Source organism: Citrifermentans bremense, from assembly GCF_014218275.1.
Taxonomy (GTDB): Bacteria; Desulfobacterota; Desulfuromonadia; order Geobacterales; family Geobacteraceae; genus Geomonas; species Geomonas pelophila.
Genome location: NZ_AP023213.1, coordinates 2,408,360 through 2,422,136, shown reverse-complemented (window position 1 = coordinate 2,422,136; position 13,777 = coordinate 2,408,360). Strand labels below are relative to the sequence as shown.

Annotated in this window: 9 protein-coding genes; 6 read left to right on the top strand and 3 right to left on the bottom strand. The window is 62.3% G+C overall.

From position 1 onward, the window contains the following. Positions 1-95: 95 nt before the first annotated feature. Both GEOBRER4_RS10630 and GEOBRER4_RS10625 read left to right on the top strand, forming a co-directional pair. The gene (locus GEOBRER4_RS10630; RefSeq protein ID WP_185242276.1) at positions 96-455 is read left to right on the top strand and encodes a response regulator; all 360 of its coding nucleotides are present in this window, start codon (positions 96-98) and stop codon (positions 453-455) included. A gap of 531 nt (positions 456-986) precedes the next feature. Further along, positions 987-1,901 (top strand): hypothetical protein, encoded by a 915-nt coding sequence (locus GEOBRER4_RS10625; RefSeq protein WP_185242275.1) that lies wholly within the window; start codon positions 987-989, stop codon positions 1,899-1,901. Positions 1,902-1,973: 72 nt separating this feature from the next. On the opposite strand, the gene GEOBRER4_RS10620 is transcribed toward GEOBRER4_RS10625, so the two are convergent. From GEOBRER4_RS10620 to GEOBRER4_RS10610, 3 genes are read right to left on the bottom strand one after another with little or no spacing between them, the layout of a single operon-like run. Beyond that, positions 1,974-2,378, bottom strand: coding sequence for a bacteriohemerythrin (locus tag GEOBRER4_RS10620; RefSeq protein WP_185242274.1), 405 nt, complete (start codon positions 2,376-2,378; stop codon positions 1,974-1,976). A 31-nt stretch (positions 2,379-2,409) separates the two neighbouring features. Continuing rightward, entirely contained in the window at positions 2,410-4,428 is a 2,019-nt protein-coding gene (locus GEOBRER4_RS10615; RefSeq protein ID WP_185242273.1) for a cache domain-containing protein, read from the bottom strand. Beyond that, entirely contained in the window at positions 4,428-5,801 is a 1,374-nt protein-coding gene (locus GEOBRER4_RS10610; RefSeq protein ID WP_185242272.1) for a sigma-54-dependent transcriptional regulator, read from the bottom strand. Before GEOBRER4_RS10610 ends, GEOBRER4_RS10615 begins: the two co-directional genes overlap by 1 nt. 282 nt (positions 5,802-6,083) lie before the next feature. On the opposite strand from GEOBRER4_RS10610, the gene GEOBRER4_RS10605 reads away from it, so the two are divergent. The 4 genes from GEOBRER4_RS10605 (at position 6,084) to GEOBRER4_RS10590 (ending at position 13,706) form a co-directional block, all read left to right on the top strand. Next, positions 6,084-8,087 (top strand): cation:proton antiporter domain-containing protein, encoded by a 2,004-nt coding sequence (locus GEOBRER4_RS10605; protein ID WP_185242271.1) that lies wholly within the window; start codon positions 6,084-6,086, stop codon positions 8,085-8,087. A 303-nt stretch (positions 8,088-8,390) separates the two neighbouring features. Continuing rightward, positions 8,391-8,885, top strand: coding sequence for a DUF3124 domain-containing protein (locus tag GEOBRER4_RS10600; protein WP_185242270.1), 495 nt, complete (start codon positions 8,391-8,393; stop codon positions 8,883-8,885). Between the two features lie 13 nt (positions 8,886-8,898). Further along, complete coding sequence (locus GEOBRER4_RS10595) at positions 8,899-11,589, top strand: cation-translocating P-type ATPase (protein WP_185242269.1); 2,691 nt, start codon at positions 8,899-8,901, stop codon at positions 11,587-11,589. A 116-nt stretch (positions 11,590-11,705) separates the two neighbouring features. Beyond that, positions 11,706-13,706 carry a cation:proton antiporter domain-containing protein gene (locus tag GEOBRER4_RS10590; RefSeq protein WP_185242268.1) on the top strand — a complete coding sequence of 667 codons (2,001 nt, stop codon included), beginning with the start codon at positions 11,706-11,708 and terminating at the stop codon, positions 13,704-13,706. Positions 13,707-13,777 lie beyond the last annotated feature (71 nt).

Here is a 13,777-nt window from a genome sequence, read left to right as displayed (position 1 = left end):
CAGGCACAAAATTAACCGTTTGGGCACGCGTTAAGCAAGTAGTGGTGCATGGCTGTACAGGGTATGCCCGTTTTTTTTATGCGATGAGGTGTGATATGAAGAGAAGGGTCTTGATTGTGGACGATGTAGAGGACATCAGGGTGATGCTCCGTCACATGATCGAGAAAGAAGGGCACACCATCGTTGCCGAGGCCACTAACGGGATCGAGGCAGTGGAGAAGTTCCGGGAGCACCACCCGGACGTAACCATCATGGACATCGACATGCCCTTCAAGACCGGGGTGGAGGCGGCAAGAGAAATCCGCGAGTTGGCACAGTCGTCCCGTATCGTCTTTTGCAGCGGCGGGTTCTCGAAGCACGAAACCCCTCCGGCTGAGTTGCGTACCGGCCCCAGCAGCCTGCTGCGAAAACCGTTTCTGCCGTCACAGTTGTACCAGGAGTTGTGTGCCTGCTAAGCAGGTTGTACCAAATTCGCTGACTGCTATGCCATGTGATTGGGTTTGTGATGTTTTTGCCTGTATGTGATTTTTCTGCATGCGATGCCATGTGATGCAATGAGTTGAATGCAATGCTTTGTATGTGATCCTTTTTTTCTTATGCCTTAAAGATGAATTGCTATGTTTGCCCATGTAATTGTGCAATCGACCAAGGTGTCGACGGAGACCGCTGGGTAGCCGGTGTGTGAAGCAGTTAGAAGATTTTTGCCTATGAAGTATCTTCGCCTTCAGGCGAGTGGGAGCCAAACGGCTCCCATTTTTTTTGCAGCTGAATGTCACGCTTTTGCGACTGATGCTCGCAGGGCACTTTGCGGCACAGGCAGTGAAGTCATCACCGGTGAGAAGTACCAAAAAAATGATGTATGCGTTTGAGACCTGCTTGTGCTAGGGTATGAGGTCGTCGTCGGCAACCGCTGGTCTCATCTGAGACACAGCGCCCCTCCCGTCGGCTGCGCAAAATAAAGAAATGGCAACAAAAACGGGTACCCCATGACACCACAACTGCAAAACGTACACTCCCAACTTGCACAACTGCACGGCCACGCCTACTTCAGGGTGGACGAAGGTCCGCTCAAGGAGAGCATCACCAGGGTCATCCTCGACGACGCGGCAGGTGATCTGGCGGAGCAGCTGTCGGACTCCTCCTTCGGGCTCGAACTGAGCGTCGGTCAGCAGGAAGGGGAGAGTGAGCCGACTCTGAGCTACAGCGTCGACCACCCGGGGATGGTTTACCGCTCCGAGATGCCGCTTTCGCGCCTTGATGCCGAGGCCCTGGAGGATCTGGCAAAGTACCTCGGCCGGATGCTGCAAAAGGAAGAGCCGGTGCCAGAGAAGCCGACTTCGGGTACTGTGGTGCGCAAGAAGCAGGAACATGATCACCATGAGCAGGATGCTGCCGCGGCCAGGCTGAAGGTTTCGCCGCAATGGCTGAAGAGCGTGGTACCCTGCACAGAGTACAGCTACGACGAGATTGACGGCAAGAAGTACATCCGTGAATACTACTGGTCCCGCGACCTCATCGAGAACCTGGTCAGGATCAAGTCCACCAAAACCACTCCTGAAGACCTGCAGTACGTAGCCAAGGAATGCTGCGATGGGGACCTCGACTGGGCCAAGGATCTGATTGCACGGCTGAAGTCTCCCAACCGCCCCGAACCTGCCCCGAAGGAGCAGCCCCAGAAGGGGGGACAGAAGGTACAGCCCCAGGCAAGAACTGCAGGGCAGCCGCAGGCGAAACAGGCAGGGCAGGCCCAGGCGAAGCAGGCCGGACAGCCTCAGGCGAAACAGGCGGCCCCCGGGGAACGCGTGCGCAACCGCTCCAGGAACCGGAAGCCTTTCCGGCAGGGAGCCAAGGAGGGCCAGCGCAAGCCGGACCAGCCTGCCCCCAAACCGCCGCAGGGGTAATCGAGCAAAAAAGGGAGACGCCACCGGCGCCTCCCTTTTTTTATTCCTTCAGAGCCTTTGCGGCTCGGGGCATCAGGCTTCGGAGCGCAGGTACCCGGCAAAAGCCATGTCAGTCTTGCTGATATGCTGCAAAAGCCACGAGGAGAGGGCCTTGTTGGTCTTGATCACCAGCGGCAGCGTCGCCCCCTCCGCTGCGAATTCGCGCGCCAGGCGCTCCACCTCCGCGATGAAGCTCGTATGCTGCGCCTTGTGCTCGGCGTACTCGGGGTAGGCCGAGCGCAGTTGCAGTCTCTCCTCGGCGGAAAAGTGCTCCTTCACGTACTCCTGCAGGAATAAAAGCAGCCGCAGCACCTCTTCCTTTCCCTTTCCCTCGCTGCAGGCTTTGAAGAGCCGGTCGAACCTGCTGAAGATCTCCTTGTGCTGGTTATCTATCTCCGCCACCCCTGTCGCGAGGTCGCTGCTCCACTGCATACTCATGTAGTTGCTCCTTATGGATGAAAGTTTCACTTTAAATATCTTCGCTTTTTTCCTGCGCTTGCTGTCCAGTTTCTGTTTCCCCCGGCAGCACGATCTTGAAGCAGGTGCCGGCACCCGGCGTGCTGGAAACCTGAATGTCGCCGCCGTGGTCCCTGACGATGCCGTAGGAAACGGAGAGGCCGAGCCCGGTGCCGCTGTCCCTGGTGGTGAAAAACGGCGTGAAGATCTTTTCCAGGTGCTCGGGGGGGATACCCTTGCCGGTGTCGCGGATTTCCACCTCGCAGCCGTTGCCGGGGCCGTGCGGGCGGGTGGTGAGCCTTAGCGTCCCCCCTTCGGGAAGCATCGCCTGCACCGCGTTCAGGATGATGTTGCTGAAGACCTGCCTCAACTGGTCGGTATCACCGGTGACGGGGCCGAGGTTCATGTCGTATTCCCACTGCACCGAGATGGCGTCCATGGGAACCTGGTGCCGGATTTGGGCCACGATGTCGTCCAGGATCTCGTGCACCAGGAACTCCCTTTGGTTCAGCGACTTCTGGCGCGCGAAAGTAAGCAGGTTGCCGACGATCTTCGCCATGCGCTCGGTCTGCATGCTGATGATCTCGACCTCCTCGTGGTTGGGGTGGTCGGGGGGGAGGCACATCTCCAGGACCTCGGCGTTGCCGCGTATGATGGCGAGCGGGGTGTTGATCTCGTGGGCCACGCCGGCGGCGACGATGCCGAGGTCGGCGAGCTTCTCTGCGCGGGCCAGGTCGGCCTGGGTCTGCAAAAGCAGGCGGTTCTTGTCGGAGAGTTGAGCCGTCCGCTCCTCCACCTTCAGCTCCAGCGCACGGTGCAAGAGGCCGATTTCCGCCTCCTGGCGGCTCAGCGCCTTGGTCATCAGGTTGAAGGCGTCGGCAAGATCCCCGACCTCATCCTTTGTGTGCACCTCCATCTGCAGGTTGCGCTCGCCGCGCGCCACCCGGTGCGCGAGCTTCTCCAGTTCCTTGATGGGACGGGCGAGAAGCGTGGCGATGAAACCTGAGACGGCCAAACCGATCAGCGAAGTGACGAAGAGCACCATGTACAGGATCGAGTTGACGCTCTTTTGCATGTGGGTGTAAGGCTTCTCCAGCATCCCCACGTAGAGCGAGCCGATCGCCTTACCCTGCAGGTCCAGGATCGGCTCGTAGGCGGTGAAGTACCAGTCGTTCACCACGAAGGCGCGCCGGATCCACTTCTTTTTCTCCACGATTACCCGCTGGTACACCTCTTCGGAGACCCGGGTCCCGATGGCCCGGGCGCCGTTACTCACGCGCACGTTGGTAGCGATACGGGCGTCGCCCAGAAAGATGGTGGCGCTCCCCACGTCGGTGCCGTTGAACTGCACCCCTTCGTAAACGATCTGCTTGATCTTGTCGACCAGGGCGTTGTTGTTGTTGAGCAGGACCGCGCCGTACAGAGCACCGATCACCTGCCCGGCATGGTTTCTCAGGGGGGCGGCCGCGACCATAACCATCCCGGTTTTCTCAACCGTGTCACTGCGAGGACGGGCATGCGGCGTCGAGACCAGCGGAATGGTGGCGCGGTCGGCAAGCGCTACCCCCTCGCGGGCCAGTTCCTGCTCCCCCATGAGTGCCGTTCCCGTCACGGCCACACCCTTGAGCGCCTGCTGTACGAAGTAGCTCTTTTGCAGGTCGCCGGCAAGGCTCGGCGTGTGGGCGCGGTACAATACCCGCCCTTTGGCGTCCACGGCCGTCAGGATGTCCAGCCGTTTCTTGTAGAGCCGCTGGCGTAAAAGCGCCTGGATCTCGGGATCCCCGGCGACGATGGAGGAGGAGTTGTAGGGGTTGGTCGCGGTGAGGTCGATCATCTCCCGGATCCGGTCCAGCTCGTTGCGGTACACCTCGCGCGCAGAGTTGAGGTCGGTGCGCACCTTTTCCTGCGCCTGGCTCGCGATCTTGTCGTTGATGATGTAAAGGCCTGCCAGGGAGCAGATGAAGAAAGCGACGAAAAGCGGAGCCAGCGCCCCGAAGGTGAGCTTGGCCTTGATCGGGAAGCGCTTGAGCATCAGCGGGAGCCCCCGTCGTCCAGGCCGTATTCCTCGATCTTGCGGTCCAGCGTGCGCCGGGCGATCTCGAGGATCTTGGCCGCTCGGCTTTTGTTGTTGCCGCAAGCCTTGAGGACGTGAAGGATGTGCTCGCGCTCCACCGTCTCCAGCGAGACCAGGCGGTTCACCCCCGTTTTCGCCTCGGCAGGCTGGGGGTTGCGCCAGACCGGGAGGGTCTCGGCGGTGATGGTGTGGCCGCGGGTGAGGATGGCGGCGCGCTCGATGGCGTTTTCCAGCTCGCGGATGTTGCCGGGCCAGTTGTAGGAGGTGAGCAGCTGCATCGCCTCCTTGGTGAAGGCGGTGATCTCGCGCTTCATGCGGGCCGCGTACTTGGTCAGGAAGTGCCGGGCCAAGAGCTCGATGTCCTCGCCGCGCTCCCTAAGCGGCGGCAGGTGCAGGGAGATCACGTTTAGGCGGAAGTATAGGTCCTCCCGGAAGCGCTTCTGGCGCACCTCCTCCTCCAGGTCCTTGTTGGTCGCCGCCACGAACCTGATGTCGACGCTTCTCGCCCTGGTGTCGCCCACTGGAATAAAATCCCCCTCCTGCAATACGCGCAGAAGCTTCGCCTGGATGGCCGGGCTCATGTCCCCCACCTCGTCCAGGAACAGGGTGCCGTGGTTGGCCGCGTCGAGAAGCCCCTTCTGGGCGTTTACGGCGCCGGTGAAGGCGCCGCGCACGTGGCCGAAGAGCTGGCTTTCCAAAAGCGTGTCGGAGAGCGCGGCGCAGTTGATAGTGAGAAAGCGCTCCTTGGCCCTCGGGCTGTTGTTGTGGATCAGGCTCGCCACGAGCTCCTTGCCGGTGCCGGACTCGCCCAGGATCACCACGTTGGACTCGCTTTGCGCCACCAGCATCGCCATGTCGTGGACGCGCCTGAAGCTCTCGGAGGAGAAGATGAGCGGCGTGGAAGGTGAGGGGATTCCCAGTTCGTCCTTGAGCGCGGAGTTCTCCTTGAGGAGTTCCTTGCGCTCCAGGACCTTCTCCAGGATCCCGAAGATCTTCTCCTTGGGGAAGGGCTTCGTGACGTAGTCGTAGGCGCCGAGCTTCATGGCCTCTATCGCCGAGTTGATCGAGGCGTAGGCGGTCATCATCACCACCGGGACCTCGAGGTTCATCTTCTTCACCCGCTGCAGTATCTCCAGGCCGTCCAGGTCCGGCATCCTGACGTCGAGCAGCAAAAGGTCCGCGGCGTCGACACCGCGGTTCTCCAGGTAGCTCATCAGCGACGTGCCGGAGCTGAAGACCTCCAGATCGAGCCCCTTTGCTGTCAGTATCTTGCTCAGATACCTGAGAATCTCGACCTCGTCGTCGCAAATGATGACCCTGCCGTTGTACATAGCTCTCACCTTTATTCGCCGATCTCTGCGGCCGCAGCCGCGTCGGCTCCGCCCAAAGTTCTCAAGGGCTCCCCGGCGTTTCCGACGGCCCTGCTACCGGGCCAATCGCGCAAGGGTTCAATATCTTTCGTGTGGGGCAAGGTTGTCAAGGGAAATTCCTTGGACTGCGCTGCCTGGCGGACTGCAGCCGGAGAGCGGTTCCAAAGCCGCGCCCCCTGCACGGCTGTGCACGTTGCCTCTGAGGTCCGAGCTGTTATCATTAACATTTTCGAGGTGGCGGTTATGCACGAGATGACGCTTTTGATCAACATAGCGGTGGCGCTGGTGGCGGCTTTCTTCGGTGGCCTTGCGGCCAGGCGGCTTGCCCTTCCTCCCATCATCGGCTACATGCTGGCCGGAATAGCCATCGGCCCCTCCACCCCCGGCTTTGTCGGCGATCTCAATACGATCAGCCAGCTGGCCGAGATGGGGGTGATCTTCCTCATGTTCGGCGTGGGGCTGCACTTCTCGCTGGGGGACCTCTGGAGGGTGCGCAACGTCGCCATTCCGGGCGCCCTGGGGCAGATGCTTCTGGCCACCCTGCTGGGAGTGGCGCTGGCGCGGCTTTGGGGCTGGTCCACGGCCAGCGGACTCGTGCTCGGCTTCTCGATTTCCATAGCCAGCACAGTCGTCCTTTTGCGCGGGCTCATGGACAACGGCCTGCTGAACACCCCGCATGGTCAGGCGGCGGTTGGGTGGCTGGTCCTCGAAGACCTGGCGACGGTCTTCATCCTCATCGTCATGCCTTCGTTGGCCGCCACGGGAGCGGGATTTGACTGGCTGAACCTCGGGGCGACGCTCTTAAAGGCGGGGCTGTTCGTGCTGCTGCTCATGTTCGTGGGGCAGAAGCTGATCCCCTGGCTGCTGTTGACCATCGCCCACACGAAGTCCCGCGAGCTCTTCATCCTCGCGACCCTGGCACTGGCGCTGGGCACCGCGCTCGGCGCCGCACAACTCTTCGGGGTGTCGCTCGCGCTCGGCGCCTTCATGGCCGGCATTCTCGTCGGGCGCTCTCCGCTCAGTCACCAGGTCGGCGCCGATCTGCTCCCGTTTCGGGAGGCCTTTTCCGTCTTGTTCTTCGTCTCCATCGGCATGCTGGTGAACCCGGGATACCTGGTGGACAACATCGGCTCCGTCCTGGTATTGGCGGTCCTGATCATGATCGGGAAACCCGCGATCACCATGCTCATGGGGCTGATCTTCCCCTGGCCCGCCCGTACCGCCCTCGTGGTCTCGGCAGGTCTGAGTCAGATCGGGGAGTTTTCCTTCATCCTGGGACAGGCGGGGATGTCCCTCAATTTCATAAACCGCGACCAGTATTCCCTGATCCTCGCCGGCGCCTTGTGCTCCATCACGCTGAACCCCGCCATGTTCCGCCTGATCCTCCCCGCCGAGCGCTGGCTGCAGGGGCATCCCGCCCTGTGGCGTGCGCTGAACCGTCACGGGACGGCGCCACCCGCTGTCGAGGAATCCATAGCCGATCACGTGGTCATCGTCGGTTTCGGCCAGGTCGGCCGCTACATCGTGACCGTGCTTGGGCAGATGCGGATCCCGCATCTGGTGGTGGAAACTGACGCCGCCCGTGTCGAGGAACTGGCACGGTTGAAGGTTCCCACCCTCTTCGGGGATGCCGCAAACTCGGAGGTCCTCGAGCATGCAGGCCTAAACCGGGCACGTACCATGGTGGTAACGGTCCCCGAGGAAGCCGCCGCTGAAATGATCGTCTCGGCCACCCGCAGCCTGGCCCCGTCCCTGCCGATCATCGTCCGTGCGGCCACCGACCACGGGGTGCAGCGGCTGGCCGACCTCGGCGCCCAGCACATCGTCCACCCCCAGATGGAGGGAGGGCTGGAGATTGTTCGTCACACCTTGCTGCAGCTGGGGTTCCCCATGCGGGAGGTCTACCGGTACGCCGACGCGGTGCGCCGGGAACGCTACGACTCCGGACGCGATGGGGTGACGGACCACCGGGTGCTGAACGAGCTCATCGGGGCGGTCAACAGCATCGAAATCACCTGGATCACCCTTTCCCCCGGGAATGCCCTGGCGGGCCGTACCTTGGAGGATGCGGCCGTACGCTCCAGAACGGGTGCCTCCGTCGTCGCACTCCAGCGCGATCGCAACCTTATTGCCAATCCAAACTCTTCGACCGTTCTCATGCCGGGGGACCGGGTGGGGCTCATAGGGGAATCGGAACAGCTTGAGGCTGCGGAAAAACTGTTTACTTCAGGCGGCGTTACTCTTTAAGGGTGTCCGTGCTGCTATCGGCGCGCTCAGCCCATTGATCAAGTTAACTTTTTTCTCTTTCTTTCCCTCATTCTTCCGCTTTTTGTGTTATCTTTTTCCCTTCACAGCAAAGTCAACGATGCAACCGGGCTTGATAGTCGTCGCCCTTGACGATCTTACTGCTCTGTCCGTCGCCTGATCTGTTTTTTCCGTTCGCTTCTCTACTTCTGCTTGACCGGACGCAGAAACAAGCGGCCTCTTAGATGAATCAGCAAGCTCCCTTTGGCTGGATCCGGTTCCACAATCTTGCTCTGGAGAATCGTCATGCTTTTTCACCGTCGAAATCTTCGTCACTGGCTCCCGCTTGTCCTGTTCCTTTGCCTTTTGTGCCCCGCCGCGGCGCTCGCTTCCGGCGAGGTACGGCTGTCCCGGGGGCAGAGCGTCTACGTACCGGTGTACTCGAACGTGTTCAGCGGTCCGCGCAACCTTCCCTTCCAGTTGGCCGCGACGCTCGGGATCAGGAATACCGATCCCGCAGCCTCCCTGAGCATCACCTCCATCGACTATTACGACACCAAAGGGAAGCTGATCCGGCGCTACCTCGACAGGCCGGCTCCCCTGGGCCCGCTGGCAACGCGCTACGTGCACCTGGAGGAAAAGGACGAGGCTGGCGGCTTTGGCGCCAACTTCATCGTCAGGTGGCGTACCGACCGCGTCATCAACGCCCCCGTCATCGAATGCGTCATGATCGGCGCCACCTCCGGCCAGGGGATCTCCTTCGTAAGCCCCGGACAGGAGATCCGCGAAGGGAACAGGTGAGAAGGGGGGCGGCATGAGCGCGCCAGAAGGGAGCAAGCAGCAGCCCTGGCACCTTGTGGAAGTCGAGGCTGTCCTGGCCGCTTTAGCCTCAAGGCCCGGGGGGCTGTCCAGCGCGGAGGCGCACACCCGGCTTGAGCGGCATGGCCCGAACGAGCTGACCTCCGCGCGCCGCATCTCCCCCTGGTCCGTGTTCCTAGAGCAGTTCAAGAACGTGCTGATCCTGATCCTGCTGGTCTCCGCCGGGCTCTCCGCCTTTCTCGGGCACGCGGTCGAGGCTGTGGCCATCGCGGTGATCGTCCTTTTCGCGGCGCTCCTCGGCTTTCTCCAGGAGTACCGCGCCGAGAAGGCCATCGAGGCGCTGCGCGAGATGGCGGCCCCGGAAGCGGCCGTACTGCGGGACGGCAAGGAACAGCGGGTGCCGGCGCGCGACCTGGTCCCCGGAGACCTGGTGCTTCTGCACGCAGGCGACCGGGTCCCCGCCGATCTAAGGCTCGTCGAGATCCACAACCTGAAACTTGAGGAGTCAGCTCTCACCGGGGAATCGGTAGCTGTGGAGAAGAACCCGGGTGCCCTCGGCGACCCAGCGCTTTCTCTTAGCGAGCGGAGCAACATGGCCTATGCCGGGACCGCGGCAAGCTACGGCCGCGGCAGCGGGGTTGTGGTTGCGACCGGCATGGAGACCGAGTTCGGCAAAATCGCCGGGATGATAGCGGGCATCGAATCGGGCCGGACCCCCTTGCAGGAGAATCTGGACCGGGTGGGAAGACATCTGGCCAAGGCCGCCCTGGTGGGGGTTGCTGCTATCGTTGCCGCCGGATTTCTGCGCGGCGAGCCATTCGTGCAGATGCTGGTTTTCGGCATCGCCCTGGGGGTCGCCGTCGTTCCCGAGGCGCTTCCTGCCGTGGTCACCATCTCGCTCGCCTTGGGCGTGCAGCGCATGGTGAAGCGCCATGCGCTGATGCGGCGTCTGGCCGCGGTCGAAACGCTTGGGAGCACCACGGTCATCTGCTCGGACAAGACCGGGACCCTGACCCGCGACGAGATGACCGTCCGGAGCTGCTTCGCAGGGGGGGAGTCTTTCGACTTTTCCGGGGCCGGTTACCAGCCGCAGGGGGAGGTGAGCCGAAACGGGGCGGCCGTCGAGCCTACACCGGCGCTGAAACTCCTTTTGCGTGGGGCGGCGCTTGCCTGCGACGCGCGTATAGAGCAGGAAGAAGGGGGGCGCTTCGCGGTCCAGGGGGACGCCACCGAAGGGGCGCTGGTCGTCGCCGCCGCCAAGGCGGGACTGGAGAAGGCGGTCCTGGAGGAGCGCTACCCGCGGGTGGACGAGATACCCTTCACCTCCGAGAGCAAGCGGATGACCACGCTGCACCGCGACGGCGAGGCGGTTGTCGCTTTTGCCAAGGGGGCGCCGGAGGTGATCCTCGCCTCCTGCGACTTCGAGCTCTGCGCCGATGGTGAGCGCCCGCTGGGAAAAGAGGCCAGGGAGCGGATAGGCGCGGTCTCCCGGGCCATGGCCGAGTCCGCGCTCCGGGTACTGGCCGTTGCCCGCAAGAAGGATACGGACAAAGACGGAGCTGAGCACGGGATGACCTTCCTGGGGCTCGTGGGGATGATCGACCCGCCAAGACCCGAGGCTGCCGAGGCTATCCGCACCTGCGGCCGGGCCGGGATTAGGCCCGTCATGATCACCGGGGACCACCCGGTCACCGCCTCGGCCGTGGCCCGTGAACTCGGCCTTCTCACCGAAGGGCGGGCGGTCAGCGGTGCAGAGCTCGAGGCGATGGACGAGGCGCAGTTAGAGCAGATAGTGGAGTCGATCCAGGTCTACGCCCGGGTGGCCCCGGCCCACAAGCTGCGGGTGGTCACCGCGCTGCAGAAAAAGGGGCACGTCGTCGCCATGACCGGTGACGGCGTCAACGACGCCCCGGCGCTGAAAAAGGCGGACATCGGCATCGCCATGGGGATCACGGGGACGGCGGTCAGCAAGGAGGCCGCGGCGATGATCCTCACCGACGACAACTTCGCCTCCATCGTGGCCGCGGTGGAAGAGGGAAGGGGGATCTACGACAACATCAAGAAATACCTGATGTACCTCCTCTCCTCGAACGCGGGGGAGATCGGCCTCATGGCCGGTGCCATGCTCCTTGGGCTCCCCCTCCCTCTGAGCGCGGTGCAGATACTATACGTGAACCTCGCCACCGACGGCCTCCCGGCGCTCGCGCTAGCCGTAGACCCGGCCGAGAAGGACCTGATGCTGCGCCCGCCGCGCGACTCGTCCCGGGGGATCTTCACCCGCCCGGTGCTGACCCTGATCCTCGTCGGGGGGGCCTGGTCGACGCTGGTGAACCTCGCCCTTTTTTCCTGGGCGCGGGCATCCGGTTGCGGCGACCGCGAGGCGATGACGCTCACCTTCGTCTCGCTGGTACTGATCCAGTTTTTCAAGGCGTATAACTTCCGTTCCGACCGGCATTCGGTGCTGCGCAGCCCCTTCGCGAACCGCTGGTTGAACCGGGCCGTCGTCTGGGAGTTGCTGCTTTTGCTGCTTGTGGTTTACCTCCCCCCCCTGCAGCACCCCTTCGGCACCTTCGCCCTGACGGGGCGGGAATGGCTCCTCATCGCCCTCGCCGCCGGGACCATTTTCCCGGTACTGGAATTCTGCAAATGGCTTGAGCGGCGCGGCGCCTTCGGGAAGATGGAGTAGGGGAAGGGCAAGGCGGAGTAAAGATAAAGATTAAGATGGAGATCAAGGTTGACGCGGATGCAGGCAGGGCACTGTCGTGTTTCGCAAAGTAAGTAATCTTTTTAAAGCGAGGTGGCATGGAATTCGTAGCATTAAGGGATATCGTGGTTCTTTTCGGGTTGGCGCTTTTGACCGTGGTGCTGTTGCGCCGGTTTAAGCTCCCCTCCATCATAGGCTTTCTCGTCACCGGCGTGCTCGCCGGCCCCCATGCCCTGGGTTTCATCAAAAACGCACATCAGGTCGAGCAGATGGCGGAGATCGGCGTGGTGCTGCTTCTTTTTACTATCGGCATCGAGTTCTCCCTGAAGGAGCTGATGCGCATCCGCCACCTGGTACTGCTGGGTGGTGGCTTGCAGCTTTTCCTCACCATAGCTGTGGTGGCGGGCATCAGCAACCTAGACGGATTTCCTGCGCCCCAGGGGATCTTCTTCGGCTTTCTGGTCGCGCTTTCCTCCACGGCCATCCTGATGAAGCTTCTGATGGACGCGGGGGAGACCGATACCCCTCAGGGTAAGACCGCCTTTGGCATCCTCATCTTCCAGGACCTTTGCATCGTGCCGCTCATGCTCTTTACCCCGTTTTTAGCCGGCGGGGGGAGCGGCTTGCTCGACGTGGTGATTGTCACGCTCAAGGCCGTCGCCGTCGTGGTCGGGGCGCACTTCGGGGCCAGGTTCGTGATCCCGTGGATCTTCGAGCAGGTGGTGAAGACCAGGAGCCGGGAGTTGTTCGTGCTCAGCATCATCTTCATCGGCATGGGTACCGCATGGCTCACCTCGCAGGCGGGGCTGTCGCTCGCGCTCGGCGCCTTCATCGCGGGGCTCGCCATCTCCGAATCTGAGTACAGCCATCAGGCGCTGAGCGACATCATGCCCTTTCGCGAAGCCTTCATGAGCCTCTTTTTCATCTCGGTCGGCATGCTCCTCAAACCCGCCATCCTGCTGAAGTTCCCGTTTTTGATCATCGGGATGGTGATCTTCATCATCTTGATCAAGGCGGTCCTTACCTCGGCGGTCGTCTTCGCCCTCGGGCTTCCCATGCGCATCGCAATCCTCGCGGCGCTCTCCCTGGCCCAGATCGGCGAATTCTCCTTCGTCCTCTCCAGAAGCGGCCTCTCGCACGGGCTTTTAACCCCCGAGACCTATCAGCTTTTCCTGGCGGCCTCCATCGCCACCATGGCGCTCACCCCCCTCTGTATGAAGGTGGCCGGCCCCGTCGCCGACTACCTGACCGGGCTGCTGCCGCACGAATGGACCAGGGGGAGAAGCGCACTGGCGCAAAACGGCGCCAAGGCGACCATGAGCGATCACGTCATCATCGTCGGCTTCGGCGTGAACGGCAGAAACCTGGCCCGCGTCCTCAAGAACCTGGATATACAGCACCTCGCCATCGACACCAACCCTTACACGGTCCGCAACCAGAGCAGGATGGGGGAACAGATCCTCTTCGGCGACGCCTCTAAACCCGAGATCCTCACCCACGCAGGGATCGAGCAGGCGCGCATAGTCGTGGTCGCCATATCAGACGCCGCAGCCAGCAGGCGCCTGGTCTCGCTCGCCAGGAAGATGAACCCGTCCATCCATGTCATCGTGCGCACCAGATACCTGCTGGAGATGGAGCCTCTCTTCATGCTGGGAGCAAACGAGGTGATCCCGGAGGAATTCGAGACCTCGGTGGAGATACTATCCAGGGTGCTGAAGCGCTTCCTGATCCCGCAGGACGTGGTCGAGGAGTGCGTTGCCGACGTGCGGAAGGGGGGATACGAGATGCTGCGCACGGCGAGCAAGCGTCACAGCCACGCGGTGGGCATCACCGGGTTCCTGTCGGGGGCAGAGGTGGGGAGCTTCCGGGTGCAGAAAGGGTCGCCGGTCGAGGGGGGTGCCCTGAGAGAGGGGCTTTTGCGCACCCGTTCCGGCGCCACCTTGGTAGCCGTCAAGCGTGGCGCCGAGATCACTCCGAACCCGGACCCGGTCTGGGAGTTCCACGAGAACGACATCGCGCTGGTCCTCGGGACGCCGGAGCAGATGCGGGCGGCTGCGAGGCTCTTCGAGCCGGCAAGGGGTACGACTGGCGAAAGTTGAGCTTTCAGTTTTCGTGGCCGGCAACCGAAAAGCAGGTAAACTTCCCCGGTTGCCGCAGCCGGACCCGAATC